Source organism: Gluconobacter sp. OJA (assembly GCF_039638325.1).
In the GTDB taxonomy this organism is placed as follows: Bacteria; Pseudomonadota; Alphaproteobacteria; order Acetobacterales; family Acetobacteraceae; genus Gluconobacter; species Gluconobacter cerinus.
Genome location: NZ_JBDIWI010000001.1, coordinates 870,227 through 896,892, shown reverse-complemented (window position 1 = coordinate 896,892; position 26,666 = coordinate 870,227). Strand labels below are relative to the sequence as shown.

Genomic DNA, 26,666 nt, shown 5'->3' with positions numbered 1-26,666 from the left:
GCGTGTCTATAAAGGAAAGCGGCCTTCCAATGGAAGGCCGAATCCTTATTTTTAGTCGCGATCGGTCTGAAAAATTACCTGATCAACCTGCGAACGGCAGATCGAAGGCCTTCAGCAGAGCCTTTGCTTCGGCATCGGTCTTTGCAGTGGTCACGAAGATGATGTCCATACCGCGAACGGCATCGATCTTGTCATATTCGATTTCCGGGAAAACAATCTGTTCCTTGATGCCCATGGCGAAGTTGCCACGACCATCAAAACCCTTGTTTGCCGGAAGACCACGGAAATCACGAATGCGAGGCATTGCGATCGTCACGAGACGGTCGAGGAACTCATACATACGCTGACGACGCAGAGTAACCTTACAACCGATCGGAAGACCCTCACGGATCTTGAAGCCAGCAATAGCCTTGCGTGCCAGCGTCTTAACCGGCTTTTGACCGGAGATCGCTGCCATTTCAGCAACTGCTGCATCCAGCTTCTTCTGGTCGCCAGCTGCTTCACCGACGCCCATGTTCAGCACGATCTTCTCGAGCTTAGGAACCTGCATCGGGTTTGCGTAGCCGAACTGCTCAAGAAGCTGCTTACGAAGAATTTCTTCGTAGCGCTGCTGCATACGCGGCAAAGCGGTGTTGTTATCGCTCATTTTTGCGTTCCTCAGCCTTCGATCACTTCGCCGGTTGCCTTGGCAACACGAACTTTGCGACCGTCTTCAAGAACCCGAAAGCCAACGCGTGTCGGCTTACCGCTCTTGGGATCAACCAGCTTCAGGTTTGACAGATGGATCGGCATTTCCTGCTCGATGATACCACCTTCTCCACCTGCGCGGTTGGGCTTCGTGTGACGCTTAGCGATAGCTACGCCGCGAACGACAGCTTTCTCAGCCTTCGGCATCACTGAAAGGACTTCGCCACGAACGCCCCGGGACTTGCCGGAAAGAACGAGGACCTGATCGCCTTTTTTAATACGTGCAGCCATTACAGCACCTCCGGCGCCAGGGAGATAATCTTCATGAACTTGCGAGCACGCAGTTCACGAACGACCGGGCCAAAGATACGCGTGCCAATCGGCTCCTGCTGCTTGTTAATCAGCACAGCAGCATTCTTGTCAAAACGGATCGCAGATCCGTCTGCACGACGTACCGGATAAGACGTACGAACGATAACGGCCTGATGGACGTCACCCTTCTTCACCTTACCGCGGGGAATGGCTTCCTTAACGGATACGACAATGATGTCGCCGACCGAGGCAGTCTTCCGCTTGGAGCCGCCCAGCACCTTGATGCACTGCACCCGACGCGCACCGGAATTATCGGCGACGTCAAGGTTGGTCTCGGGATGAATCATGTGCCTACCCCCTTATGCGCTGACGGAAGAGGAAGCCGAAGCCATGTCCTCTCCGTTGCGTGCGACGACAGACCAGGTCTTGCGCTTGGAAATCGGTGCGCATTCTTCAATGCGAACCAGATCGCCAATTTGGCAGACGTTGGCTTCATCATGAGCCGCATACTTTTTGGAGCGGCGGATGAATTTCTTATAGAGCGGGTGCATGATACGACGATCAACAAGAACGGTAACCGTCTTGTCCATCTTGTCGCTCGTTACTCGCCCTGTCAGGACGCGCCTTGGCATCGTCCGTCTCCTCTCAGGACTTTGCGGCGGACGTTTGGGCGCCCGCACGGTTCTTCGATTGATGAGCCAGTGTCTTGATGCGCGCGACAGCACGACGCACGACCTTAACACGGCTTGTGTTTTCCGACTGCCCGGTGGCAGCCGCAAAACGGTGATTGATCTGTTCGCGCTTCAGATCGATGAGCAGAGCGTTCAGCTCATCCTCGCTCTTCGCGCGCAGATCTGCAGGCTTGTACGTGTCGGCCATCTTACGCGTCTCCGATACGCTGAACGAACTTGGTCTTGATCGGAAGCTTTGCAGCTCCCAGGCTCAGTGCCAAGCGAGCGACTTCCGGCGGAACGCCTTCGATCTCAAACAGGATGCGACCTGGCTTGACACGAGCTGCCCAGTACTCTGGGGAACCCTTGCCCGAGCCCATACGCACTTCTGCAGGCTTTGTCGAGACCGGAAGGTCAGGAAAAATACGAATCCAGACGCGACCGGCACGCTTCATCGCACGAGTAATAGCACGACGGGACGCTTCGATCTGACGGGCCGTGATCCGCTCTGGCTCAAGAGCCTTCAGACCATATGCACCGAAGTTCAGCTGCGTTCCGCTTTTCGCAAGACCATGGATACGGCCTTTGTGAGCTTTACGAAACTTTGTCCGCTTTGGGGAAAGCATGTTGTTAAATCCTCAATCAGCACCAGCAATGGAACTGTAGGCTTTCGCCTACAATTCAACGTTGCGGAGCCTGCTCCGCGGCACGACGGTCTTGTGCCAGGGGGTCATGAGCCAGGATCTCACCCTTGAAGATCCAGACCTTCACACCGCAGGTTCCATAAGTCGTCTTGGCCGTCGCCGTGCCATAGTCGATATCAGCGCGGAGCGTATGCAACGGCACACGTCCCTCACGATACTTCTCGTCACGTGCGATTTCGGCACCACCCAGACGTCCGCTGCAAGTAATACGGATGCCTTGGGCGCCCAGACGCATTGCAGACTGGATTGCGCGCTTCATGGCGCGGCGGAAAGCAACGCGACGCTCAAGCTGCTGAGCAATGTTTTCAGCAACCAGAGTTGCGTCGATTTCCGGCTTACGGATCTCAACGATGTTCAGCGCCACGTCGGTCTTCGCCATACGGCTCAGTTCCTTACGCAGTGCATCGATGTCCTGACCCTTCTTACCAATCACGACACCCGGACGGGCAGCGTAGATCGTTACGCGGGGCTTCTTTGCCGGACGCTCGATAACAACACGAGAGACGCCAGCACCAGACAGCTTGCGACGCAGGAATGCACGCAGCTTAAGGTCTTCATGAAGAAGACGTGCATAGTCTGCACCTGCGTACCAGCGGCTATCCCAGGTACGGTTAACACCGAGCCGAAGCCCGATTGGATTGACCTTATGTCCCATGGATCAAGCTGCCTTCTGCTCTTCGCTGGTTTCCGACGCTTCTGCAGCTTCGGCCACAACAATCTTCAGGTGGCTGAAGAACTTTTCAACGCGAGCCGAGCGACCACGGCCACGAGCGTGAAAACGCTTCATGACAATGGACTTGCCGACTTCAGCCGTCTTCACAACCAGACGATCAACGTCCAGCTGATGATTGTTCTCAGCGTTGGCCACGGCGCTCTCAAGAGTCTTCTTAACCTGCTGCGCGATACGACGACGCGAGAAGGTCAGAGCGGCAATAGCCTTGTCAGCTGGCTGGTTACGGATCATTGCCGCAACCAGGTTCAGCTTACGCGGGCTAACACGGATGTTACGCGTAATTGCTTGCGCTTCCGTATCAGCAAGCGTGCGGATGTGCTTCGGCTTGCTCATTTTCAGCCCCGCTTCGACTTCTTGTCAGAGCCATGACCGGTGTAGGTCCGTGTCGGTGAGAATTCACCAAACTTGTGACCGACCATGTTCTCCGTGACCTGCACAGGCAGGAACTTGTGACCATTATAGACGCCGAACGTAAGCCCGACGAACTGCGGCAGAATCGTGGAACGACGTGACCAGATCTTGATCACTTCGTTACGACCAGAAGCACGAGCTGCTTCTGCTTTGCCGAACAGATACCCGTCAACGAACGGGCCCTTCCAGACGGAACGTGCCATCTCTGTTTGCCCCCTCTTACTTGCCGGACTTACGGCGACGGATGATCAAGCTATCCGTCTTTTTGTTAACACGCGTCTTGTAACCCTTCGTCGGAACGCCCCACGGCGTAACCGGATGACGGCCACCAGAGGTACGACCTTCACCACCACCATGTGGGTGATCGACCGGGTTCATGACAACGCCACGGTTGTGCGGACGACGTCCGAGCCAACGGGAACGTCCAGCTTTACCCATGTGCTGGTTCATGTTGTCTGGGTTAGAGACAGCACCAACCGTTGCCATGCATTCGCCGCGAACAAGACGTAGTTCACCAGACTGAAGCTTGATCTGGGCGTAGCCCGCGTCTTTACCGACGAGCTGAGCATACGTTCCAGCGGAACGTGCCATCTTGCCGCCAGCACCTGGCTTCAGTTCAATATTGTGAACAATCGTACCAACCGGCATAGCACCGAGAGACATCGCATTGCCCGGCTTCACGTCCGTATGGGCGCCAGAGATGACGCGATCGCCAACCTTGATGCGCTGCGGAGCCAGAATGTACGCAAGCTCGCCGTCATCGTACTTGATGAGTGCGATAAACGCCGTACGATTTGGATCGTACTCAAGGCGTTCAATCGTTGCACCCACATCGAACTTACGACGCTTGAAATCGACGTAACGATAGGACTGCTTGTGCCCGCCGCCACGGAACCGAACTGTCGTACGGCCGTGGTTATTACGACCGCCAGACTTGTTCTTACCTTCCGTCAGCTGCTTGACCGGCTTGCCCTTCCAGAGCTCGCTACGATCAATCAGCACGGTGCCGCGTGTGCTCGGCGTCGTGGGATTAAAGTGCTTTAGTGCCATGGTTATTACCCCGCGTCAGCCCAGCTTCGCTGTAAGGTCAATGGACTGACCTTCTGCAAGCTGTACATACGCCTTCTTGATGTCAGAGCGGCGACCAGGACGACCCTTGACGCGCTTCGTCTTACCCTTCTGGACCAGCGTGTTCACGCCAGAAACCTTAACGTTGAAGAGCTTTTCGACAGCGGCCTTGATCTGCGGCTTGGTTGCAGTCGTGGAGACCTTGAAAACAACCTGATTACGCTCCGAAAGAAGCGTAGCCTTTTCCGTGATCAGCGGCGAACGGACCACATCGTAAAGAGCTTCCTGAGACATGTTCTCAGCTGTCTTACGTGCGTTCATGACGATAGAGATGGTCATGCCAGACGCTCCTTAAGACCCTCAAGACCCGCACGGGTAATAACCAGTACATCGTGGTTGAGGATGTCATAGACGTTCGCGCCGATGGTCGGCAGGACGTCAATCTTCGGCAGGTTCGCAACCGCACGAGCAAACTGCTCATCAACCGCACCATCCACGATCAACGCGGAGGACCAGCCGAGAACCTTGAGCTTAGCAGCAGCTTCACGGGTCTTGCTCACACCATTGGCGGTATCGAGCACAACCAGCTTGCCAGCAGCAGCCTTCTGCGACAGCGCAGAAATCAGGCCGAGACGACGAACCTTCTTTGGCAGATCGTATCCGTGGTCACGGACAACCGGACCATGAACAACGCCACCCGTACGGAACTGCGGCGCACGCAGCGAGCCCTGACGTGCAGAACCGGTGCCCTTCTGGCGGAACGGCTTCTTCGTCGTACCAGAAACTTCACCCATGCCTTTGGTGCGATGCGTGCCAGCGCGGCGCTTAGCCAGCTGCCAGTGAACAACTCGCGCCATGATGTCGGCACGCGGAGAAACCGCGAAAATCTCTTCTGGAAGCGCGACTGAGCCAGCGCTGCCATTATCGAGGGTCTTGATATCGTATTCCATGCCCCTCGTCCTCAACCGGCGGCCGCTACGACTGCAGCCGGGTACGGCGCATCGGCGTGGCGAGCCTTCTTGATTGCATCGCGAATCAGCACAAGGCTATTCTTCGCACCAGGAATCGCACCCCTGACCATGATCAGGTTACGCTCTTCATCCACGGCTGCCACTTCCAGGTTCAGCGTTGTAACACGCTCGTCACCCATATGACCTGCCATCTTCTTGCCCTTGAAGACCTTGCCAGGATCCTGGCGCTGGCCCGTAGAACCATGAGAACGGTGGCTAATGGAAACGCCGTGAGAGGCTTCAAGGCCAGCGAAGTTATGACGCTTCATAACACCCGCAAAACCTTTACCCTTACTCTGGCCCGTGACATCAACTTTCTGCCCAACCACGAAATGGTTAGCGGAGAGCTTTGCGCCGGCCTCAAGCAGAGCATCTTCCGCAACGCGGAACTCTACGAGGTGCTTCTTCGGCTCAACCTTGGTACGGGCAAAGTGGCCACGATTTGCCTTGGTGACATTCTTCACCTTGGCATTACCAAGACCGAGCTGAACGGCTGTATAGCCATCACGCTCATTCGTGCGGGTATCTACAACCTGAACTTCGTCAAGGTGCAGGACCGTCACAGGCACATGAGTGCCGTCTTCTTTAAACAGCCGGGTCATCCCCAGCTTTTTTGCAATCAATCCGGTACGCATCGTCTGGACCTTAGAGTTTGATCTCGACATCAACGCCAGCGGCGAGGTCGAGCTTCATGAGGGCGTCCACGGTCTGCGGTGTCGGCTCGACAATGTCGAGCAGCCGGCGGTGAGTCCGAATTTCGAACTGCTCGCGGCTTTTCTTATCCACGTGTGGCGAACGGTTCACCGTGAAACGTTCGATATGCGTCGGCAGCGGGATCGGACCCCGAACCCGCGCACCCGTACGCTTCGCCGTGTTTACGATCTCTTTGGTGCTGTTGTCCAGCACTCGATGATCGTACGCCTTAAGGCGAATGCGGATGTTCTGGTTGTCCATAGTCTTAATTCGTCCAACTCAAAAATTCGGGTCTCGTCCTACTGCCATTGCATCTGAAAGGGAACCCCGGCCAGAAATAAATCTGACCGGGGCTTCCATATCAACGGCGAAACGCAGGACTTAGGCGCTGATTGAAGAAACCACGCCTGCACCCACGGTGCGGCCACCTTCGCGAATTGCGAAGCGGAGGCCTTCGTCCATGGCGATCGGAGCAATCAGCTCGACATCCATGGCTACGTTATCACCCGGCATGACCATTTCCGTGCCTTCCGGCAGCGTCACGACGCCAGTGACGTCGGTCGTACGGAAATAGAACTGCGGGCGGTAGTTCGTGAAGAACGGCGTATGACGGCCACCTTCTTCCTTCGTGAGGATGTAAGCCTCAGCCTTGAACGTCTTGTGCGGCGTAATGGAACCTGGCTTTGCAAGAACCTGACCACGCTCAACGTCTTCACGCTTCGTGCCACGAACCAGTGCACCGATGTTGTCACCGGCTTCACCGCGATCGAGCAGCTTGCGGAACATCTCAACACCCGTAACGGTTGTCTTGATGGTGTCCTTCAGGCCGATGATTTCAACTTCATCGCCAACGTTCACAACGCCACGCTCAACACGACCGGTAACAACCGTACCACGACCAGAGATCGAGAACACGTCTTCGATTGGCATCAGGAACGGACGATCGACCGGACGCTCAGGCTGCGGAATGTAGGTGTCTACAGCTTCCATCAGTTCAAGAACGCGATCTTCACCGATGGTGGCATCACCATCTTCAAGAGTCACAAGAGCAGAACCCTTGACGATGGGGATATCGTCGCCTGGGAACTGGTAGGAAGACAGAAGCTCACGAACTTCCATTTCCACGAGCTCGAGCAGCTCTTCGTCATCAACCTGATCGACCTTGTTCAGGAACACGACCAGAGCAGGAACACCGACCTGACGGGCAAGCAGGATGTGCTCACGCGTCTGTGGCATCGGGCCGTCAGCAGCGGACACAACCAGGATTGCGCCATCCATCTGAGCGGCACCGGTGATCATGTTCTTGACGTAGTCAGCATGGCCAGGGCAGTCGACGTGAGCGTAGTGACGGTTCTTCGTCTCATACTCAACGTGAGCCGTGGAGATGGTGATACCACGAGCGCGCTCTTCAGGAGCCTTGTCGATCTGGTCATATGCGCTGAACGTTGCGCCACCGGTCTTTGCCAGCACTTTGGTGATTGCAGCAGTCAGCGAGGTCTTGCCGTGATCGACGTGACCGATCGTACCAATGTTGCAGTGCGGCTTGTTCCGCTCGAATTTAGCCTTTGCCATCGTCTTTCTCCAAAACCCTGCCTTCCACGAGGCAGAGATAAGACTGAAAGTTCATCCAGTCAGTACCTGTTAGATTCCCAGATACTGCCGGAAGCCCTTTAGCGGGTTCTGATTACCAGCGATAGTGACTGAATGCCTTGTTGGCTTCAGCCATACGGTGGGTGTCTTCGCGCTTCTTTACAGCAGCGCCACGATTGTTAACCGCGTCCATCAATTCGTTGGACAAGCGCTCCTGCATCGTGTTCTCACCGCGCTTGCGGGAGGCATCGATCAACCACCGGATCGCCAGAGCCTGACGGCGCTCAGTGCGCACTTCGACAGGCACCTGATAGGTAGCACCACCGACACGACGTGAACGGACTTCAACAGCCGGCTTCACGTTGTCCAGAGCCGAGTGGAACATAGCCACCGGGTCAGCAGTTGCACCACCACGGTGACGCAGAACCTCGAGAGCACCGTAAACGATGCCTTCGGCGGTGGATTTCTTTCCATCGTACATCAGCGCATTCATGAAGCGCGTGATGACGATGTCTCCGAATTTTGGATCGGGAAGGATCTCACGCTTTACAGCGCGGTGACGGCGACTCATTCCAAATACCTCTTACTTCGGACGCTTCGCGCCGTACAGCGAACGACGCTGACGACGCTTAGCGATGCCCTGCGTGTCAAGCACGCCTCGCAGGATGTGATAACGCACACCAGGAAGATCCTTCACTCGCCCACCACGGATAAGAACAACACTGTGTTCCTGAAGGTTATGACCTTCACCCGGAATGTAGCTTACGACCTCGTACCCGTTGGTCAGACGCACCTTGGCGACCTTACGCAGAGCGGAGTTCGGCTTCTTTGGCGTTACCGTGTACACGCGCGTGCATACGCCACGCTTCTGGGGGCATCCCTGTAGTGCAGGGACCTTATTCCGCTTTGCGGCCGGCTCACGGCCGTTCGCGATCAACTGGTTGATGGTCGGCATGCGCCCTTCCCAATCCTTGTCCTATTCCGGACAGAAAGCACCAGACTTTCTGCCATGACATTTTATTCAAATCGACATGCGGCTGAACCGCCTGCCTATCCCACATTTGGAAAGAGAAACAGCAAAAGCCATTTCCCTCCTTTTGTAGCGTGCGGCCTTGGCATCCCCCGAATCCGGGGTAGCGGCACCACATGCGATTCTTTGTCTTCGACGGCTTTTTTTCGCCTAATTAGACGGGAGTAGCCGAGGGCGCGGAACCTACGAAGGGTTCCGCGTTGAGTCAAGTGTTTCGGCTAAAATTGCGGCGATTCTAAAGAGAGAGTTTTTAGAATCGCCGCAATTTCCCCTCTGCTCTTCTTTTAAAAGAGGAACAGAGGGGTTTCTCATTATTCTGCCGCGTCTTTCACTTCAGCCGCTGAACGGCCAACGCGATGACGATCCTGGCTGGCAGCAATGCCGCGCAGACGGTTCATAACGCTACCAGTACCGGCCGGGATCAGACGACCCACAATCACGTTCTCCTTGAGACCGTTCAGTGTGTCGACCTTACCGGACGTCGCAGCGTCCGTAAGTACGCGCGTCGTCTCCTGGAAGGATGCTGCCGAGATAAAGGACTGCGTCTGCAGGGAAGCCTTGGTAATGCCCTGTAGCACCGGCATAGCCACTGCTGGGGTATCACCGTTTTCCTGAAGACGCTGGTTCTCGATCTCGTACTCAATCCGATCCACGGTCTCGCCGATCAGATAGGTAGAATCCCCTGGCTCCAGAATTTCAACCTTCTGCAGCATCTGACGAACAATGACCTCGATGTGCTTGTCATTGATCTTCACGCCCTGCAGTCGATAGACGTCCTGAATTTCGTTAACCAGATAATCCGAAAGCGCCTCGACACCCATAACTTTCAGAATGTCATGCGGCACACGCGGACCATCGACCAGCGGATCACCCTTCTGGACAAAGTCACCTTCCTGAACGGAGACATGCTTGCCCTTCGGGATAAGATACTGCGTCTCTTCGCTGGTCTCGTCGTTTTTCACGATAACGCAACGCTTCGACTTGTAATCCTTCCCGAACTCAATACGGCCATCGCCTTCGGCAATGATCGCATGATCCTTTGGACGGCGGGCTTCGAACAGTTCGGCAACACGCGGCAGACCACCGGTAATGTCACGGGTCTTGGAACCTTCACGCGGAATACGCGCCAGCACGTCACCAGCATGAACTTCGGCACCATTCTCAATCGACAGAATACTGTCTGGTGAGAGGAAGTAGCGAGCATCATTGCCATTGGCGAGCTTGACCACATTGCCCGCAGCATCCTTGAGCTGCAGACGTGGACGAAGATCAACACCCTTGGAAGCCTGCTTGTAGTCAACCACAACCTTGGAGCTAAGGCCGGTGACCTCATCCATACGTTCGACAAGCGTGATGCTGTCGATCAGGTCAAGGTATTCAACAGTACCAGCCTGCTCGGTGATGATTGGAAGGGTGTACGGGTCCCACTCGGCCATCTTTTGACCACGTGCGACTGCCTCACCCTCGCCCACCATCAGACGTGCACCATAAGGCACACGATAACGGGCACGCTCGACACCGTTCTCATCGGTCAGCAGGATTTCGCAGTTACGCGACATCACCACCAGAACCTTCTGAGAATTCTCAACGACGTTGCGGTTCTTGATCGTCACACGCCCATCACGGGAGGCTTCGACCATCGACTGCTCAGCACCACGCGTTGCTGCACCACCAATATGGAAGGTACGCATCGTCAGCTGTGTACCAGGCTCACCGATGGACTGAGCGGCAATAACGCCGACAGCTTCACCGATGTTCACCGGCGTACCGCGAGCCAGATCACGACCATAGCAATGCGCACAGATACCAACGCGGCTATCGCATGTCAGAACCGAGCGGATCTCCATGCTTTCGACGCCGGCCTTCTCGATGAGCTCTGCTTCGGGCTCCTCGATCAGGGTGTTGCGCGGAAGCAGAACTTCATGCGTCACCGGGTGCAGCACATCTTTGGACGTCGTACGTCCCAGAATACGCTCAGACAGCGAAGCGACGACTTCACCACTATCCATAACCGCACGAACCGTCAGGCCGCGTTCGGTACCGCAATCCGGCTCAACGATGATGCAATCCTGGGCAACGTCAACGAGACGACGCGTCAGATAACCCGAGTTTGCAGTCTTCAGAGCCGTATCCGCGAGGCCCTTACGAGCACCGTGGCTGGACGTGAAGTAATCGAGAACCGACAGACCTTCTTTGAAGTTCGCGATAATCGGCTGTTCGATAATTTCGCCCGAAGGCTTCACCATCAGACCGCGCATACCAGCGAGCTGCTTCATCTGGGCTGGCGACCCACGAGCACCGGAGTGGCTCATCATCCAGACAGAGTTGGTCGGCTTACCGATAACCTGCTTGGAGATTTCCTTCAGCATGGCTGCCTGGACTTCGTCCGTGCAACGTGACCATGCGTCAACCACCTTGTTATAGCGCTCGCCAGCGGTGATCAGACCATCCTGATACTGCTGCTCGAATTCCTTGACCTCTTCCGAAGTCTTGGCAACCAGCGGCGCCTTCTCTGCCGGGATGATCATGTCATCCTTGCCGAAGGAGATGCCGGCACGGGCAGCATGACGGAATCCAAGACCCATCAGACGGTCACAGAAGATCACTGCTTCCTTCTGACCACAGTGACGGTAGACCGTGTCAATCACGTCAGACACGTTCTTCTTCGTCAGCTGCTTATTGATCAGGCTGAACGGAATCGCTGGGTGCTTCGGCAGGATCTGCGCAATAAGCGCACGTCCCGGCGTCGTCACGATCATCTGGCGGATCGGCTTACCGTTTTCATTAACGGTCGGCAGGCGCAGACGAATCTTATCGTGCAGTTGCAGAGTACCCGACAGCATTGCGCTCTCGATTTCTGCAACATCCGAGTATGCCGGCGGCGCAGCCTTAACGACCTTGTCGCCTTCAATGACAGCTTCGTCTGGCGTTGCGCGATACTCAGGAACTTCAAGGCTCAGATAATAGAGACCCAGAACAATATCCTGAGACGGCACGATAATCGGCTTACCGTTAGCCGGGCTGAGGATGTTGTTTGTGGACATCATCAGCACGCGGGCTTCCAGCTGTGCTTCGAGCGACAACGGAACGTGCACGGCCATCTGATCGCCGTCAAAGTCAGCATTGAACGCGGTGCAGACCAGCGGGTGAAGCTGGATAGCCTTCCCTTCGATCAGCGTTGGCTCAAATGCCTGAATCCCAAGACGGTGAAGCGTCGGCGCACGGTTCAGCATCACAGGATGCTCGCGGATAACCTCTTCGAGGATATCCCAAACTTCCGGACGCTCTTTCTCCACCATACGCTTTGCAGCTTTAATAGTGGTAGCGTGACCGTACTTCTCAAGCTTCGAGTAGATGAATGGCTTGAAAAGCTCTAGCGCCATCTTCTTTGGAAGACCGCACTGGTGCAGCTTCAGCTCCGGACCAACCACGATGACCGAACGGCCAGAGTAGTCAACGCGCTTACCAAGAAGGTTCTGACGGAAACGGCCCTGCTTGCCCTTTAGCATGTCGGACAGAGACTTCAGCGGACGCTTGTTGGCACCCGTGATGGCACGTCCACGACGACCGTTATCGAACAGCGCATCAACAGATTCCTGAAGCATACGCTTTTCGTTGCGAACAATAATGTCCGGCGCACGAAGCTCGATCAGACGCTTCAGACGGTTATTACGATTGATAACGCGACGATACAGATCATTCAGATCGGACGTGGCGAAACGACCCCCATCCAGCGGGACCAGCGGACGCAGTTCCGGTGGGATCACCGGAATAATGTCCATGATCATCCAATCCGGACGTGAACCACTCTCAACGAATGCCTCAACGAGCTTCAGACGCTTGACCAGCTTCTTGCGAGCAGCCTCGGACGTTGCCTTGCGCAGCTTCTTGCGCATCATCGTCTTTTCGGAATCGCCTTCCATGACTTCAGCGTCATAGTCAAACGGATCCGCCAAGCCCTTTGCCTTAGCGGCAAGGCTCAGTTCACGCTCCTGAGCGTTAGGAATACCCCAGTCATACGTGGAAAGTGCACGCTTGATGGCTTCAGCGCCGATACCGACATCGATGCCTGCATCCGGATATTCATCCAGAAGATCTTCACAGCGTACTTCGTCCAGAAGGTACTGGTCGCGCTTCTTGCCGTTCTTGTAAGACTCAATTTGATCGGAGTCACAGACTCCCTTGTCGAGCACAAGGAACTTCTCGAAGTACAGAACTGGCTCAACATCCTTGAGAGCCATATCCATCATCGTAGCAATACGGCTAGGAAGCGACTTCAGGAACCAGATATGTGCAACAGGTGAAGCGAGCTCGATATGGCCCATACGCTCACGGCGAACCTTCGCCAGCGTAACTTCAACACCGCACTTTTCACAGACGATGCCGCGGAACTTCATCCGCTTGTATTTTCCGCACAGGCATTCGTAGTCCTTGATCGGACCAAAAATACGGGCACAGAAAAGGCCGTCACGCTCAGGCTTGAACGTCCGGTAATTAATGGTCTCCGGCTTTTTGATTTCACCGTAAGACCAGGAACGGATCTGCTCGCTAGAAGCGAGCTGGATCTTGATCTGATCGAAGGCTACCGACTGGCCAGCCTGACCCAGGATCTTCATGAGTTCGTTCATGCGCCGAAACCCCAATGCGCGCCGCAGCGTCCTGCGGGCGCGTCAAAATTGAACCGTAAAGCGAGCAGCAGAGATGCCAATTAAGCGGCGCCCTGCTCAAGTTCGACATTCAGACCGAGCGACTTCAGTTCCTTGATCAGAACGTTGAAGCTCTCAGGAATACCGGCCTCGAAGTCATCCTGCTCACGCACGATCGCCTCATAAACCTTGGTACGGCCGGACACGTCATCCGACTTCACCGTCAGCATTTCCTGCAGCGTATATGCTGCGCCATACGCCTCAAGTGCCCACACTTCCATCTCACCGAAGCGCTGACCACCGAACTGCGCCTTACCACCCAGCGGCTGCTGCGTAACAAGCGAGTAAGGACCAATCGAACGTGCATGGATCTTGTCGTCGACAAGGTGATGCAGCTTCAGCATGTAGATGTAGCCAACTGTCGTCTTACGCTCGAACAGCTCGCCTGTACGACCATCGATCAGCTGGGACTGGCCAGACTTATCAACGCCAGCCTTCTCCAGCATGTTTTCGATATCAGGGATGGAAGCCCCATCGAAAACAGGCGTAGCAATTGGAAGGCCCTTGCGGAGGTTATTGGCCAGCTCAACAAGCTGCTCGTTAGGAAGCGTTGCCACATCCGTCTCGAACACTTCGTCGCCATAAACATCACGCAGGCGATCAAGCAGTTCCTGCTTACGCTCGCCAGACCGCTGATACTCGTCGACCATTTCCCCGATGCTTGCGCCAATATTGGCACATGCCCAACCCAGATGGGTTTCAAGGATCTGACCGATGTTCATACGAGACGGCACACCCAGCGGGTTCAGAACGATATCAACCGCCTGACCGTTCTCCAGGAACGGCATGTCCTCGACTGGCACAACGCGGGAAACAACACCCTTGTTACCATGACGACCGGCCATCTTATCGCCAGGCTGAAGCTTACGCTTCACAGCGACGAAGACCTTAACCATCTTCATCACGCCAGGCGGCAGTTCATCACCACGCTGAAGCTTCTCGACCTTGTTCTCAAAGCGAGAGTTAATGAGGCGAACAGCTTCGTCGAACTCTGAACGCAGGGTCTCAAGCTCGGCGGTGACTTCGTCAGAAGCAACCGTGACGTTCCGCCATGCAGCGCGAGGATGCTCATCAAGCACCTCTACTGTGATCGGCGTTCCTGCACGGATCCCCTTGAAACCTGCTCCTGCCACTTCACCAACCAGACGCTCACGCAGACGGTTGTGGAAGCTACGCTCCTGAATGGAACGCTCGTCATCACGGTCCTTCGTCAGACGCTCGATTTCAGCGCGTTCGATGGCCATGGCACGTTCGTCCTTGTCCACGCCGCGGCGCGAGAAGACACGAACATCAACGATCGTTCCGGTCGTTCCAGGTGGAAGCTTCAGAGACGTATCACGAACGTCAGAAGCCTTTTCACCAAAGATGGCACGCAGAAGCTTCTCTTCTGGCGTCATCGGGCTTTCACCCTTTGGTGTCACCTTACCAACAAGAATGTCGCCCGGATTAACCTCTGCACCGACATAAACAATGCCAGCCTCGTCAAGGTTACGAAGAGCTTCTTCGCCGACATTAGGAATGTCGCGCGTAATTTCTTCCTGACCCAGCTTCGTATCACGAGCCATGACTTCGAATTCCTCGATATGAATCGAGGTGAACACGTCATCACGAGCAATACGCTCAGAAATCAGGATGGAGTCTTCGAAGTTGTAACCGTTCCAAGGCATGAACGCGACGAGCACGTTACGACCCAGAGCCAGTTCACCCAGCTCCGTGGACGGACCGTCAGCAATGATGTCGCCAGCATGAACCGTATCGCCAACCTTCACCAGCGGGCGCTGGTTGATGCAGGTCGACTGGTTCGAACGCATATACTTGCGAAGGCGATAGATATCGACGCCCTGAGTTGCACCGGCATCGTCGGTCGCGCGGACAACGATACGAGCACCATCGATCTGGTCGATAATACCGTCACGCTTGGCGACGATTGTCGCGCCAGAGTCACGTGCAACGGCTGCTTCCATGCCCGTACCAACCAGTGGGGCATCAGCCTTCACCAGCGGAACGGCCTGACGCTGCATGTTCGCACCCATCAGGGCGCGGTTCGCATCATCGTTCTCAAGGAACGGAATGAGAGCTGCGGCAACAGAAACAAGCTGCTTCGGTGATACGTCACAAGCCGTAACCTGCTCAGGCGGAACAACGCGGAAGTCACCAGACTTACGAACCGAGACCAGTTCGTCCGTCAGATGGCCGTCGGCGCTTTGCTTCGCATCGGCCTGTGCAACAACAAGCTTCTCTTCTTCCATGGCGGAAAGATATTTCCAACCATCCTGAAGAATGCCGTCCTTCACAAGACGATACGGTGTCTCAATGAAGCCGTACTTGTTAACCTTGGCATAGGTCGAAAGCGAATTGATCAGACCAATATTCGGGCCTTCAGGCGTCTCAATTGGGCAGATACGACCGTAATGCGTCGGATGGACGTCACGAACTTCGAAGCCTGCGCGCTCACGGGTCAGACCGCCTGGGCCAAGCGCCGAAAGACGACGCTTGTGCGTCACTTCAGAAAGCGGGTTTGTCTGATCCATGAACTGGCTCAGCTGCGACGAGCCGAAGAACTCACGTACGGCAGCAGCCGCAGGCTTGGCGTTAATCAGATCATGCGGCATGACCGTGTCGATGTCGACGGAGCCCATGCGCTCGCGGATGGCACGCTCCATACGAAGCAAGCCAACGCGATACTGGTTTTCCATCAGTTCGCCCACAGAACGAACACGACGGTTACCAAGGTTATCGATGTCGTCGATCTGGCCACGACCATCCTTGAGATCGCACATGATCTTGATGGTACGCAGGATATCTTCCTTGCGCAGAACGCGCAGGGTGTCCGGAGCGTCTACATCAAGACGCATGTTCATCTTGACACGACCAACAGACGAAAGGTCGTAGCGATCCTGGTCAAAGAACAGACCGCGGAACATCGCTTCAGCGGTTTCCTTGGTCGGCGGCTCACCCGGACGCATGATACGATAAATATCGATCAGTGCTTCGTCACGGCTCGTGTTCTTGTCAACTGAGAGCGTGTTGCGGATCCAAGGACCGTGCGAACCGTCGATGGAAAGCGTTGGAAGCTCTGTAATTCCCAGCTCTTCAAGTGCTGCCAGACGGTCTTCCGTCAGCTCTTCACCAGCTTCACCGTAGATCTCGCCAGTGTTCTCATTGATGAGATCGTGGGCAAGATAGCAGCCAAGAACGTCAAGACGGCCGACCTGAACTACACGGGTCTTTTCAGCAATCTTGCGAACCATGCGCGCTGTCAGCTTGGCATCGGCTTCAGCAACGACTTCACCGGTATCAGCGTCAACCAACGGGCTCAGCAGCTTCTGGCCGCGGAACGCATCAGGCTCGAACGGACGTGCCCAGCCATCACCCATGCGGGTAAAGGTGACCATGTCGTAGAAGTAAGACAGGATTTCATCCTGATCCATACCCCGGATGTCTAGACCCTCGACATCGCCGCCTTCTGCAATCTTCTCTTCGCGCTGGGCGATATAGTTCGCGCCCTCAAGAGCATAAAGCAGCGTCGTAACCGGAAGCTTACGCTTACGATCGATGCGGACGTAAATCAGGTCCTTTGCATCGAATTCGAAGTCCAGCCACGAACCACGATACGGAATCACGCGGGCAGCAAAAAGATACTTGCCCGAAGAATGCGTCTTGCCCTTATCATGATCGAAGAAGACGCCCGGGCTACGATGCATCTGAGAAACGATGACACGCTCGGTACCATTGATAATAAAGGTGCCGTTATTGGTCATGAGCGGCATGTCGCCCATGTAAACCGGCTGTTCCTTCAGATCATGAATGGAGCGTGAACCTGTGTCTTCATCGATATCCCAAGTCGTAAGACGGAGGATAACCTTCAGCGGAGCTGCAAATGTCAAACCGCGCTGAATGCACTCTTCAACGTCATACTTCGGCTCTTCGAACTCGTAAGACACGAAGTCCAGACGACCGCGACCAGCAAAGTCATTGATTGGAAAAACCGAACGGAAGACTTCCTGCAGACCGGAGTTCTGACGGCTGTCAGGACTCACGTTCATTTGCAGGAACGCTTCGTAGGACGCGCGCTGCACATCGATCAGATTGGGCATCGGCGCAATTTCGGGAATGCGCCCGAAGCTTTTGCGGATCCTCTTGCGTCCCGTGAACGATTTGGTGATCGCGTTCATCTATCTTGCCCTCTGCACCAGACCTTCGAGTCGCCCGGGATTTCATTGTCAGACGAACGTCTGACACGACACGGACGACCGGAACGACCGGCTTTCAGTAATTTCAATACGTAGCGAGCCGCGTACTATACTCTTATTTCCACCAACGGCAAATCGGGCGGGAACCGCATGCGATCCCCGCCCTATCCGTCTGCTTTCGCAGAGGCCGCCTCCTCAGAGAGGAAACGACCCGATCAAGTTGATTACTTGATTTCGACCTTGGCGCCGTTGTCTTCCAGGGTCTTCTTGATCTTTTCGGCTTCGTCCTTGGACACGCCTTCCTTGACGGTCTTCGGTGCGCCTTCAACCAGATCCTTAGCTTCCTTCAGACCCAGGCCCGTGATGCCACGGATTTCCTTAATCACGTTGATCTTCTTGTCGCCAGCAGCGGCCAGAACAACGGTGAATTCGGTCTGCTCTTCAGCAGGAGCTGCTGCAGCAGCCGGGCCAGCAGCAACAGCTACTGGAGCAGCAGCGGAAACGCCCCACTTCTCTTCGAGAAGCTTGGAAAGCTCAGCAGCTTCGAGAACGGTAAGAGCGGATAGCTCTTCAACAATCTTTGCCAGATCGGCCATGGTCTTATCCTACGTGATGCACTGTTTGATTGGGTTCAAATCTACGCCGCAGCGTTGATTTTACTCTTAGGCGGCTTCGCCGGTCTTGGCATAGGCGCCGAAGACGCGAGCAAGCTGGCCTGCCGGAGCCTGAACAACACCTGCGATACGCGTAGCGGGGGTCTGAATCATACCCACCAGCTTCGCACGCAGTTCGTCCAGAGACGGCAGCTCGGCAAGTGTCTTGATTCCAGCGACGTCAAGCGTCTGGGAACCAAGGGAGCCACCGAGCACTACAAGCTTGTCATTCGTCTTGGCGAACTCGACGATCACCTTTGCAACTGCAACCGGGTCTTCAGACCAAGCTAGGGCCGTTGGCCCCTTGAGCAGTGGCGCGATGCCGTCGAATTGGGTCCCATCCAGAGCGCGGCTGGCCAGCCGGTTCTTCGCAACCTTATATGTCGCACCTGCCGCACGAATGCGTCGACGCAGCTCCGTCACATCGGCAACCGTCAGACCCTTGTTCTGGGTGACGACAACCATGGACGTGCTGTTGAACACATCGGCGAGGAACTCGACAAAGGCCCGCTTTTCCGTACGGTCCAAAACCTGTCTCCTCGTCAGTCCGGAACGATCCGGACCAAGTTACCCATGGGATACCCCCGTTTCCGGAAAATATCCCGCTCGCCTGTCCACAGAAGTGAGCGAACCCAGTGCATCCTGGCAAAGCCATTGAAACACTGGCGCCCCGCCTGACGCTCGCCACTCCATGAGAGGAGCATTTAAAGCACCAGAGGCGCTACGTGCGGTCTTGGACAGGTTTGGAAGCAATTCGCGAACGAATTACCCCTACGCCACCATGCCGAAACATGGCGTCATTCCTTGTTGAGGGCTTTCTACAGAAAGCCCTCAATTCAATCAAGCCTCGAAGGAGGACACGTCAACGCGGACGCCCGGACCCATCGTGGAAGACAGCGCTGCCTTCTTCATGTAGGTACCCTTGGCGCCAGACGGACGAGCCTTCTGAACGGCATCGACCAGAGCCTTGATGTTCTCGACCAGCTTGGCTTCATCGAAAGAAGCCTTACCAACGCCAGCGTGGATGATACCGGCTTTTTCAGCGCGATATTCAACCTGACCGGACTTGGCAGCCGTGATCGCACCCTTGACGTCCATCGTTACCGTGCCGAGACGCGGGTTCGGCATCAGGCCACGCGGACCAAGAACCTTACCGAGACGACCAACGAGAGCCATCATGTCAGGCGTTGCAATGCAGCGGTCAAAAGCGATTTCGCCAGCCTGGATCTTTTCAGCTAGGTCTTCTGCACCAACAACTTCTGCACCGGCTGCCAGAGCTTCTTCAGCCTTGGCGCCACGTGCGAAGACACCAACGCGAAGTGTCTTGCCCGTGCCGTTCGGCAGGGAGATCAGACCACGAACCATCTGATCAGCATGACGCGGGTCAATGCCAAGGTTCAGAGAGATTTCGATGGTCTCATCGAACTTTGCCTTGGCGTTGCTCTTCACCAGAGCAACAGCTTCGGAAAGGGCATATGGCTTGTTGCGCTCGACAGTAGCCTGCGCAGCATTCAGACGCTTGTTCTTGGCCATGATATCAGCCCTCCACCACGTTCAGACCCATCGACTTCGCGGAGCCTGCGAGCATACGCACGGCGCCATCGAGGTCGTTGGCGTTCATGTCCTTGAACTTCGTTTCAGCAATCTCGCGAAGCTGAGACGTCGTCACGGAACCAACAGCCGCAGCCTTACCAACCGTCTGGCTGCCCTTGGAAATCTTGGCGGCCTTCAGAAGAAAGTACGTGTTCGGCGGGGTCTTCGTAATGAAGGAGAACGTACGGTCTGCATACGCGGTGATGACCACCGGGATCGGCATACCTGGCTCAAGCTGCTGCGTCTTCGCGTTGAACTCTTTGCAGAACTGCATGATGTTCAGGCCGCGCTGACCCAGTGCCGGACCTACCGGCGGAGACGGGTTGGCTTTACCAGCCGGGATCTGAAGCTTGATGTAGCCAACAACTTTTTTGGCCATATCCGGGACTCCCCTGTTTGTCGTTCCCGAACCGCGGTGACAACGGAGTCGGACACAGCCGCCCCCTCCCGCGTTCGAAGTGAGGCGGTCCCCTAGACTGGTTTAACCTAGTGCGTCAACCCTCCGCGGATATTTTTCGCTCCATTGTCGCCGCTCAGATCGTTGTCAGCTGCAGACTCATGGGCATCAATTCCCGCCACAGGTGCCGGTTTGTGCAATCCTTCATACTGGAACGCACCAAACGGATCGATCTGCTTCACACCTGGAAGCTCACTGACATCCCATCCGCCGCCCAGAGAGCGCACAAGACGGACTGTCGCCTGTATCTGTGACGTCTGCGTCTGAACCAGCCCAAGCCGCGCCTGAAGCGCATCCTGCTGCGCTACGAGAGCATCCAGGTAATTCGACAATCCACCTGTGTAGAGCGCCATGGTCATGCTCTGCGTCCGCAGTGCGGCTTCAACAGCTTTCTGCTGATGGTCCTGGGCAATTTTGTATTGCCCGCTCTGGGTCAGACCGTTTTCCACGTCCTGAAACGCCGACAGGACAACGCCGCGATAGTCATCAACCGAAGCCCGATATTGAGACCAGGCCCGTTGCAAGGCCGCGCGCCTTAATCCACCCGTAAATGCTGGCTCCACAGCTTGAACTGCAATTTTCCAGAATGCCCGGGAGACACTGGCAAGATCAAACCCGCCATCCTCAAAGCCACCATCCGCGCTCAACGTAATATGCGGATAGAACGCCGCGCGTGATATGCCTATGGCCCGGGAGGCTGCGGCCATATGTCGTTCAGCTGATGCAATATCCGGACGCCGCTCCAGCAGCGACGACGGGAAGCCCGGATTTACCTTCACGACACCAAACCGCATCTTCACGTCGCGGACGGGCGCAATATGGAAACCCGCAGGCGCTGTATTCAGCAGCACGGCGATCGCATTTTCCATCACCCGCCGGTCCGCAACCAGAGTGCTCTGAGCGGCCATGGCTGAAAACAGCTGATTCTGGGCACGCGAAACGTCAAGCCCAGCACCAATGGCACCAGCCTGACGCAGCTCCGTAATTTCTACTGCGGCCTTAAAGTAATGGATTGAGTCTTCATAGACCGCATTCTGGGCATCAAGCCCCCGCAACGCGATATAATCGCTGGCGAGCTCCGCCTCCAGGCTCAGCTTGGCTGACGCATATTCTGCGGCCGTCGCCTGAGCGAGATTTTTCTCCATCCGTGTTGAGTTACGGATGGAGTCCCAGAAATCCGGCTCCCAGGTTGCAGCACCGCTATAAGCCTGATTTGACTCATACACGAGCGACGAACTGGTTCTCGGGTTGTTATACAACCGCCCGACCGAGCCCTTGTTATAGCTCATATGAGCTGCACCGGTGAGCTGCGGATAGAGCTTGCTCTCCGCCTCGCGCGCGACGTCCCGGGCTTGGGTAAAGGCTTCTGCGGCGGCTTGCAGGTCCGGATTGACCTGCAGCATCCGCGTTTCCATCTCGTTCAGGATCGGGTCCTTGAACATCGTCCACCAGTCACTGCGGAGCGCGTCATCCGCAGGACGGGCGTTGCCCATGACCCCCTTCCCTTCCCAGCCTTCCGGATAGAGGAATTTCTGAGGATGGTACTCTGGCGCCAGATTGCAGGACGCCAGACCGATGGACAGGACACCAGCCAAAGCCGTCGCCACATGACGGCGAGGCCTGGAGAAATATCCGCGCTTGCGATCAGTCAATCTCATCAACGGGATCCAGCCTCATCCGGATTGGCATCATGCGAACGCACAGATTTCTGGTCCTCTTCCTGCTGAGCCTTGGTCGGAATGTTATAGCCCGGTGTCGTTGGCACAACACGAACCTCATCCCCTTCCAGCAGATCAGCGGTCGGGTTGGCAATAAGCTGGTCATCCTTCGTCACACCACTCAGGATCTGCACAGTCGTCCCAAAGTTGATGCCAACGGTCACGCTGACCAGATGGACATGTCCGTTGATAACTTTGGCAACCTGCATTCCCTGGGCCCGGAAAATGATAGCGCCCTCAGGAAGAATCAAAATGTCCGGATTTCCGGGAGCAGCGATATGAGCCGTTGCGTAGGAATTCGGCCAGAGAAGATTGTCCTCATTCCCGATCGTCAGCTCTGTCGTCACAGTTCGCGTAGACGCATTGAACGCGTTTGCCGTTGCTAGGAACGTGGCGCGGAAGCGGCGCCCTGGATACTGCGGAACAGACAGATCAGCCGTAATTTTAGGCGAAATAACGCTCGCAAAATCCTGCGGAACAGAGACGAAAACGCGCATCCGATGAACATCTGCCACCGAAAATAGCTCTGAGGCTGTTCCGCGCGAATTCACGTTTCCACCCCCTGCATTCACATAGTCACCGACGTTCACCAGACGTGACGTCACGATTCCATCGAATGGAGCGACAATTTTTTTGAAGTCTTCCAGCGCCTGAAAACGCTCGACTTCATGCTCGGCAGCTTCCAGTTCAGCTTTCTGTGCCGCTGCATTTGCAGCCTGCACGTCCACTTCCTGCCGGGACACAGCCTGCGTCCCCTTCAGAGCGGTCCAGCGCTGCGTCGTGATAACGGCCAGGTTATAGCGCGCCAGTTTGACGTTATATTGCGCCTTGGCCGCCTGGAACTGGGCATCAATGCTTGGCGTATTGATTTCAGCCAGAACATCGCCACGCTTCACATGCGCGCCGTAGTCCTTGTACCACATCTTCACATAGCCGGAGACCTGAGCGTAAATCGGCGCTTCATACCAGGCAGCCAGATTGGCAGGCAGATCAACCTGACGCGTTTTCGGCCCAGGCTGCGGAGAAATCAGCGTTACCGGCGGAATGGCTGCTTCTTCAGTCACACCGCTGAGCGAATGATAGTGCACGCCTCTTTCAACGATACCCCAGGCAGCCAGCACAATGGCAACCACCACGACACCAAGAAGAATCAGTCTGTTCCGCACGGGTGATCCACTTTCCTGTCGGTTTCCCTGAGGCGTCTGCCCCTGTTGTGTCGGGTGGGTCACGCGCGGTCTCCTTCAGGCCCAGCAGGCCGCTTGTAATGCATTAGGGCAAAGACACAGGGAACGAACAGCAACGTTGCCACTGTTGCGATGAGCAGGCCACCAATCACGGCCTTACCCAGCGGAGCGTTCGAGGAATTACTGATCGACATCGGAATCATGCCGATCATCATGGCAAGCGCCGTCATCAGAACCGGGCGGATACGCTCATATCCCGCCTCCAGAGACGCCAGCAGAACATCACCGTGGTGATCCAGCCGCTCTCGCGCAAACGAGACAACAAGAATGGCGTTCGCGGTAGCCGTTCCCATACACATGATCGCACCAGTCAATGCCGGCACAGACAATGGCGTATGGGTCAGGAACAGGCTCCAGGAAATACCACCAAGCGCACCCGGCAACGCTGTGATGATCACGAACGGATCAAGCCAGGACTGAAAATTCACTACGATGATCAGGTAAACAAGAACAATGGACAGGGCGAGACCGCCAATCAGCTGCACATAGGCATCATTCATGGTCACGGCCTGACCGCGCACCACAAGGGTTGATCCGTGCGGCAGGTCCTTGCGCTCTCCATCAACCACACGGTTCACCGCGCGCGACAGGGTGCCGAGGTCCGTACCCTCTGGAGCTGCGTAAATATCGAAGACCGGCATGATGTTGTAATGTGAGATTTCCGCAGGCGTACCGGTCTGAACCAGTTCGCTCAGGGCACCCAGCATCTGCGGGTTCTGGTTGGTCGGGTTGCCGTCGCCCTTGTCGATTGGAACGATTTCCAGATCATTCATGGTCTGAAGATAGTTCGCAGGTGTCTGCACATCGATGAGCTGAGACGTCCCCTGAGCATTCAGGTAGTAGGTCTGCCCCACCTGCGCACTACCAGACAGCGTGACGAGAGCATTCAACGCAACGTCCCGCTGTGTGATGCCTGTTCCCAGTGCAAAGCTTCGACGGTTGTTGATCAGCAACGTTGGCTGGGTCATCGGCTGCTGAACGGATACGTCCGTGATACCCGGAATATGACGCAGCTTCTTGGCCAGATGCGTTGCAAAGGCAAAGTTGTTCTGCAGATCACGGCCCGAAATCTGAACGTCAATCGGCGCTGGCAGACCGAAGTTCAGGATCTTGGCGGTCATGTCGCCCGGCTGGAACGTGAAGATTGTTCCAGGAAACGCATCTGTCAGACCCTTACGGACTTTTTGACGATATTCCGGGATAGGGCTCTCATCATTCTTGAGCTGGATCGTGATGTCGCAATCCTGCGCACCCGTTGTCGGTGACGGCACCATGGCCTGGTTCAGCTGACTGAACGGCAAGCCGCAGTTATTCACGACATTCTCGACCTGACCCGGCAGGATCTCCCGCAGGCGCTTTTCTGCAAGCCCAGCGATCTTGCCTGTCTCTTCAATACGCGTGCCAACCGGTGCGCGCATATGCATCTGAAGCGTACCGGATTTGATTTCCGGGAAGAAATCCTGCCCGACGAACAACAGCAGAGCCATGGACGCCACAGCCGCCAGAAGGAACATGGCGACAAATCGGCCGCGAATAGCAATCAGGCCAGACAGGATGCCTTTGTAATGCTCGCGGAAGCTCGTAAACCGGGCTTCAAAGCCTCTCTGGAACCGTCCGAAAAAGCCTGGCTTACGATGATGCCACTCCGGATCGCGGTGCATCTTCACCTGCGCCGGAAGCAGCCAGTTCGCCATTGTCGGGACGAGTGTTCGTGAGAGAATGAAGGACGCAATCATCGCGAAGATGATGGCCTCGGCCATTGGCATGAAGAGCCAGCCGGAAACGCCCGTCAGCTCGAAAAGCGGCAGCCAGACGATACAGATACAGGTTGTCGATACGAATGTCGGAATGACGATCTGATTGGCTGCATCAATGATAGCGTCTTCAAGCTCTTTCCCCATCTCAAGATGGGCATCGATATTCTCAATCATGACGGTCGCGTCATCCACGAGAATACCGACAGCCAGAGCAAGACCACCCAATGTCATGACGTTAATCGACTGCCCCGCAATACTAAGGCCGATCAACGAACAGAGCATGGCCAGCGGAATGGACGTCGCAACGATGACGGTAGAGCGCCAGGAACCAAGGAAGAGCAGAACTGTCAAACTGGTCAGGATCGCAGCGGTGATCATCTCACGCACCACGTCAAAAACCGACTCTTTCACGAAGCCTGACGCGTCCGTCAGTACGTTCAGAGTAGTGCCAGCGGGCAACGTAGCCTTGATCTGAGGCAGAAGCGCCTTCACGCCCGCGACGACAGACAGAGTCGAGGCATCACCACTTTTCAGGATGACGATCAGAACGGCCTGCTGTCCCTTCACCAGAACAGCGTTGATCTGGGGAGGCCCCCCTCGATGCACCCACGCGACATCGCGCAGGTAGATAACGGAGTTCCCCACCTGCTTGATGGGCATTTTGTTGAAGACCGAAAGATCAAGCGGCGTCGAGTTGGTCTTCACCATCCAGTCAATGGACCCGACCTTCTGATCACCAGCCGGCAGAACAATGTTCTGGCGGTTCAGCGCATTCGCAACGTCCTCAGGCGAGAGACGGTGAGCCTGAAGTTTGATTGGGTCGATATCGACCATGATGTCCGGCGCAAGACCACCATATGGATTCGGAATGGCTGCACCCGCGACCGGCACAAGCGCCGGGCGAATCAGGTTGGACGCCATGTTGTAGATTTCCGACCCGGACATGGTCGAATTATTGACCTGCAACGTCAGAACCGGGACGGAAGACGCATCCAGCGCAATGATCAGAGGTGGCGTCGCCCCGGTCGGCATCTGCTTGATGACTGTCTGGGAAACAGACGTAATCTGCGTTTGCGCAACCGCAGTATTCGTTCCTGGCTGGAAGAAGACCTTGACGATGCCACGGCCGTAGTAAGACGAACTCTCAATATGCTCGATATTACTGACAGTCGCTGTTAGCGATCTTTCGTAATAATAAACAATACGACCCGACATATCGTCTGGCATGAGCCCAGTATAGGACCAGACAATCGCAACAATAGGGATCTTGATTGAAGGAAAAACGTCCGTCGGCGTCGAAACAATCGCCCTGACCCCAAAAATAAGGATCATGATCGAAAGAACAACGAACGTATAAGGCCGTTTGAGGGCCGTTACGACGATGGCATTCATGCGTCTGCGATGCTCCCGTTCCTGGATGATCGGAGCTGCGCGAT

General features: G+C 55.7%; 26 protein-coding genes. All 26 read right to left on the bottom strand.

From position 1 onward, the window contains the following. Positions 1-82: 82 nt before the first annotated feature. The gene (gene rplE / locus ABDK75_RS04170) at positions 83-646 is read right to left on the bottom strand and encodes a 50S ribosomal protein L5 (protein ID WP_046901184.1); all 564 of its coding nucleotides are present in this window, start codon (positions 644-646) and stop codon (positions 83-85) included. Positions 647-657: 11 nt separating this feature from the next. Further along, positions 658-978, bottom strand: a complete 321-nt coding sequence (rplX, locus tag ABDK75_RS04165; RefSeq protein ID WP_046901183.1) for a 50S ribosomal protein L24 — start codon at positions 976-978, stop codon at positions 658-660. Next, the gene (gene rplN, locus ABDK75_RS04160; protein WP_007282731.1) at positions 978-1,346 is read right to left on the bottom strand and encodes a 50S ribosomal protein L14; all 369 of its coding nucleotides are present in this window, start codon (positions 1,344-1,346) and stop codon (positions 978-980) included. The genes rplX and rplN overlap by 1 nt, the downstream gene beginning before the upstream one ends. A 12-nt stretch (positions 1,347-1,358) precedes the next feature. Continuing rightward, on the bottom strand, positions 1,359-1,631 hold the full coding sequence (rpsQ, locus tag ABDK75_RS04155) for a 30S ribosomal protein S17 (protein ID WP_010502113.1): 273 nt from the start codon (positions 1,629-1,631) through the stop codon (positions 1,359-1,361). Between the two features lie 13 nt (positions 1,632-1,644). Beyond that, positions 1,645-1,878, bottom strand: a complete 234-nt coding sequence (rpmC, locus tag ABDK75_RS04150) for a 50S ribosomal protein L29 (protein WP_010502114.1) — start codon at positions 1,876-1,878, stop codon at positions 1,645-1,647. A 1-nt stretch (position 1,879) separates the two neighbouring features. After that, positions 1,880-2,296 carry a 50S ribosomal protein L16 gene (gene rplP, locus ABDK75_RS04145; protein WP_007282728.1) on the bottom strand — a complete coding sequence of 139 codons (417 nt, stop codon included), beginning with the start codon at positions 2,294-2,296 and terminating at the stop codon, positions 1,880-1,882. 55 nt (positions 2,297-2,351) lie between these two features. Next, on the bottom strand, positions 2,352-3,029 hold the full coding sequence (gene rpsC, locus ABDK75_RS04140; RefSeq protein WP_046901182.1) for a 30S ribosomal protein S3: 678 nt from the start codon (positions 3,027-3,029) through the stop codon (positions 2,352-2,354). Positions 3,030-3,032: 3 nt separating this feature from the next. Beyond that, positions 3,033-3,440: a 50S ribosomal protein L22 gene (gene rplV / locus ABDK75_RS04135; RefSeq protein ID WP_046901181.1), complete on the bottom strand. Its 408-nt coding sequence runs from the start codon at positions 3,438-3,440 to the stop codon at positions 3,033-3,035. Between the two features lie 2 nt (positions 3,441-3,442). Next, the gene (rpsS, locus tag ABDK75_RS04130) at positions 3,443-3,721 is read right to left on the bottom strand and encodes a 30S ribosomal protein S19 (RefSeq protein ID WP_007282725.1); all 279 of its coding nucleotides are present in this window, start codon (positions 3,719-3,721) and stop codon (positions 3,443-3,445) included. Between the two features lie 16 nt (positions 3,722-3,737). Beyond that, positions 3,738-4,568: a 50S ribosomal protein L2 gene (gene rplB / locus ABDK75_RS04125; RefSeq protein ID WP_046901180.1), complete on the bottom strand. Its 831-nt coding sequence runs from the start codon at positions 4,566-4,568 to the stop codon at positions 3,738-3,740. Positions 4,569-4,583: 15 nt separating this feature from the next. Continuing rightward, complete coding sequence (locus tag ABDK75_RS04120; protein ID WP_174694852.1) at positions 4,584-4,880, bottom strand: 50S ribosomal protein L23; 297 nt, start codon at positions 4,878-4,880, stop codon at positions 4,584-4,586. A 41-nt stretch (positions 4,881-4,921) separates the two neighbouring features. Further along, a complete protein-coding gene (rplD, locus tag ABDK75_RS04115) occupies positions 4,922-5,536 on the bottom strand; it encodes a 50S ribosomal protein L4 (protein WP_046901178.1) in 615 nt (204 codons plus the stop codon). An 11-nt stretch (positions 5,537-5,547) separates the two neighbouring features. After that, a complete protein-coding gene (gene rplC / locus ABDK75_RS04110) occupies positions 5,548-6,231 on the bottom strand; it encodes a 50S ribosomal protein L3 (RefSeq protein ID WP_046901177.1) in 684 nt (227 codons plus the stop codon). A gap of 10 nt (positions 6,232-6,241) precedes the next feature. Next, positions 6,242-6,550 (bottom strand): 30S ribosomal protein S10, encoded by a 309-nt coding sequence (gene rpsJ, locus ABDK75_RS04105; RefSeq protein WP_007282720.1) that lies wholly within the window; start codon positions 6,548-6,550, stop codon positions 6,242-6,244. A 120-nt stretch (positions 6,551-6,670) separates the two neighbouring features. Then, positions 6,671-7,861, bottom strand: a complete 1,191-nt coding sequence (gene tuf, locus ABDK75_RS04100; protein ID WP_086632949.1) for an elongation factor Tu — start codon at positions 7,859-7,861, stop codon at positions 6,671-6,673. Positions 7,862-7,973: 112 nt separating this feature from the next. Continuing rightward, positions 7,974-8,450, bottom strand: a complete 477-nt coding sequence (rpsG, locus tag ABDK75_RS04095) for a 30S ribosomal protein S7 (protein WP_046901175.1) — start codon at positions 8,448-8,450, stop codon at positions 7,974-7,976. A gap of 12 nt (positions 8,451-8,462) precedes the next feature. Continuing rightward, positions 8,463-8,834: a 30S ribosomal protein S12 gene (rpsL, locus tag ABDK75_RS04090; RefSeq protein ID WP_010502158.1), complete on the bottom strand. Its 372-nt coding sequence runs from the start codon at positions 8,832-8,834 to the stop codon at positions 8,463-8,465. Between the two features lie 386 nt (positions 8,835-9,220). Then, a complete protein-coding gene (gene rpoC / locus ABDK75_RS04085; RefSeq protein ID WP_346005054.1) occupies positions 9,221-13,537 on the bottom strand; it encodes a DNA-directed RNA polymerase subunit beta' in 4,317 nt (1,438 codons plus the stop codon). Positions 13,538-13,617: 80 nt separating this feature from the next. Further along, the gene (gene rpoB, locus ABDK75_RS04080) at positions 13,618-17,790 is read right to left on the bottom strand and encodes a DNA-directed RNA polymerase subunit beta (protein WP_099213177.1); all 4,173 of its coding nucleotides are present in this window, start codon (positions 17,788-17,790) and stop codon (positions 13,618-13,620) included. A gap of 242 nt (positions 17,791-18,032) precedes the next feature. Continuing rightward, a complete protein-coding gene (rplL, locus tag ABDK75_RS04075) occupies positions 18,033-18,404 on the bottom strand; it encodes a 50S ribosomal protein L7/L12 (RefSeq protein WP_064275059.1) in 372 nt (123 codons plus the stop codon). A gap of 66 nt (positions 18,405-18,470) precedes the next feature. Then, positions 18,471-18,989: a 50S ribosomal protein L10 gene (gene rplJ / locus ABDK75_RS04070; protein ID WP_046901171.1), complete on the bottom strand. Its 519-nt coding sequence runs from the start codon at positions 18,987-18,989 to the stop codon at positions 18,471-18,473. A 312-nt stretch (positions 18,990-19,301) separates the two neighbouring features. Then, positions 19,302-19,994: a 50S ribosomal protein L1 gene (rplA, locus tag ABDK75_RS04065; RefSeq protein ID WP_046901170.1), complete on the bottom strand. Its 693-nt coding sequence runs from the start codon at positions 19,992-19,994 to the stop codon at positions 19,302-19,304. 4 nt (positions 19,995-19,998) lie between these two features. Continuing rightward, the gene (gene rplK / locus ABDK75_RS04060; protein WP_046901169.1) at positions 19,999-20,433 is read right to left on the bottom strand and encodes a 50S ribosomal protein L11; all 435 of its coding nucleotides are present in this window, start codon (positions 20,431-20,433) and stop codon (positions 19,999-20,001) included. Positions 20,434-20,540: 107 nt separating this feature from the next. Then, positions 20,541-22,169, bottom strand: a complete 1,629-nt coding sequence (locus ABDK75_RS04055; RefSeq protein WP_346005053.1) for an efflux transporter outer membrane subunit — start codon at positions 22,167-22,169, stop codon at positions 20,541-20,543. Further along, positions 22,169-23,395, bottom strand: a complete 1,227-nt coding sequence (locus ABDK75_RS04050; protein ID WP_046901168.1) for an efflux RND transporter periplasmic adaptor subunit — start codon at positions 23,393-23,395, stop codon at positions 22,169-22,171. Before ABDK75_RS04050 ends, ABDK75_RS04055 begins: the two co-directional genes overlap by 1 nt. A 59-nt stretch (positions 23,396-23,454) precedes the next feature. Continuing rightward, complete coding sequence (locus tag ABDK75_RS04045; RefSeq protein WP_086632945.1) at positions 23,455-26,622, bottom strand: efflux RND transporter permease subunit; 3,168 nt, start codon at positions 26,620-26,622, stop codon at positions 23,455-23,457. Positions 26,623-26,666 lie beyond the last annotated feature (44 nt).

Bases quoted from the DNA above. Each gene is read 5' to 3' on its own strand.
- rplE (WP_046901184.1), bottom strand. From the start codon at position 646: ATGAGCGATAACAACACCGCTTTGCCGCGTATGCAGCAGCGCTACGAA.
- rplX (WP_046901183.1), bottom strand. From the start codon at position 978: ATGGCTGCACGTATTAAAAAAGGCGATCAGGTCCTCGTTCTTTCCGGC.
- rplN (WP_007282731.1), bottom strand. From the start codon at position 1,346: ATGATTCATCCCGAGACCAACCTTGACGTCGCCGATAATTCCGGTGCG.
- rpsQ (WP_010502113.1), bottom strand. From the start codon at position 1,631: ATGCCAAGGCGCGTCCTGACAGGGCGAGTAACGAGCGACAAGATGGAC.
- rpmC (WP_010502114.1), bottom strand. From the start codon at position 1,878: ATGGCCGACACGTACAAGCCTGCAGATCTGCGCGCGAAGAGCGAGGAT.
- rplP (WP_007282728.1), bottom strand. From the start codon at position 2,296: ATGCTTTCCCCAAAGCGGACAAAGTTTCGTAAAGCTCACAAAGGCCGT.
- rpsC (WP_046901182.1), bottom strand. From the start codon at position 3,029: ATGGGACATAAGGTCAATCCAATCGGGCTTCGGCTCGGTGTTAACCGT.
- rplV (WP_046901181.1), bottom strand. From the start codon at position 3,440: ATGAGCAAGCCGAAGCACATCCGCACGCTTGCTGATACGGAAGCGCAA.
- rpsS (WP_007282725.1), bottom strand. From the start codon at position 3,721: ATGGCACGTTCCGTCTGGAAGGGCCCGTTCGTTGACGGGTATCTGTTC.
- rplB (WP_046901180.1), bottom strand. From the start codon at position 4,568: ATGGCACTAAAGCACTTTAATCCCACGACGCCGAGCACACGCGGCACC.
- ABDK75_RS04120 (WP_174694852.1), bottom strand. From the start codon at position 4,880: ATGTCTCAGGAAGCTCTTTACGATGTGGTCCGTTCGCCGCTGATCACG.
- rplD (WP_046901178.1), bottom strand. From the start codon at position 5,536: ATGGAATACGATATCAAGACCCTCGATAATGGCAGCGCTGGCTCAGTC.
- rplC (WP_046901177.1), bottom strand. From the start codon at position 6,231: ATGCGTACCGGATTGATTGCAAAAAAGCTGGGGATGACCCGGCTGTTT.
- rpsJ (WP_007282720.1), bottom strand. From the start codon at position 6,550: ATGGACAACCAGAACATCCGCATTCGCCTTAAGGCGTACGATCATCGA.
- tuf (WP_086632949.1), bottom strand. From the start codon at position 7,861: ATGGCAAAGGCTAAATTCGAGCGGAACAAGCCGCACTGCAACATTGGT.
- rpsG (WP_046901175.1), bottom strand. From the start codon at position 8,450: ATGAGTCGCCGTCACCGCGCTGTAAAGCGTGAGATCCTTCCCGATCCA.
- rpsL (WP_010502158.1), bottom strand. From the start codon at position 8,834: ATGCCGACCATCAACCAGTTGATCGCGAACGGCCGTGAGCCGGCCGCA.
- rpoC (WP_346005054.1), bottom strand. From the start codon at position 13,537: ATGAACGAACTCATGAAGATCCTGGGTCAGGCTGGCCAGTCGGTAGCC.
- rpoB (WP_099213177.1), bottom strand. From the start codon at position 17,790: ATGAACGCGATCACCAAATCGTTCACGGGACGCAAGAGGATCCGCAAA.
- rplL (WP_064275059.1), bottom strand. From the start codon at position 18,404: ATGGCCGATCTGGCAAAGATTGTTGAAGAGCTATCCGCTCTTACCGTT.
- rplA (WP_046901170.1), bottom strand. From the start codon at position 19,994: ATGGCCAAGAACAAGCGTCTGAATGCTGCGCAGGCTACTGTCGAGCGC.
- rplK (WP_046901169.1), bottom strand. From the start codon at position 20,433: ATGGCCAAAAAAGTTGTTGGCTACATCAAGCTTCAGATCCCGGCTGGT.
- ABDK75_RS04055 (WP_346005053.1), bottom strand. From the start codon at position 22,169: ATGAGATTGACTGATCGCAAGCGCGGATATTTCTCCAGGCCTCGCCGT.
- ABDK75_RS04045 (WP_086632945.1), bottom strand. From the start codon at position 26,622: ATGAATGCCATCGTCGTAACGGCCCTCAAACGGCCTTATACGTTCGTT.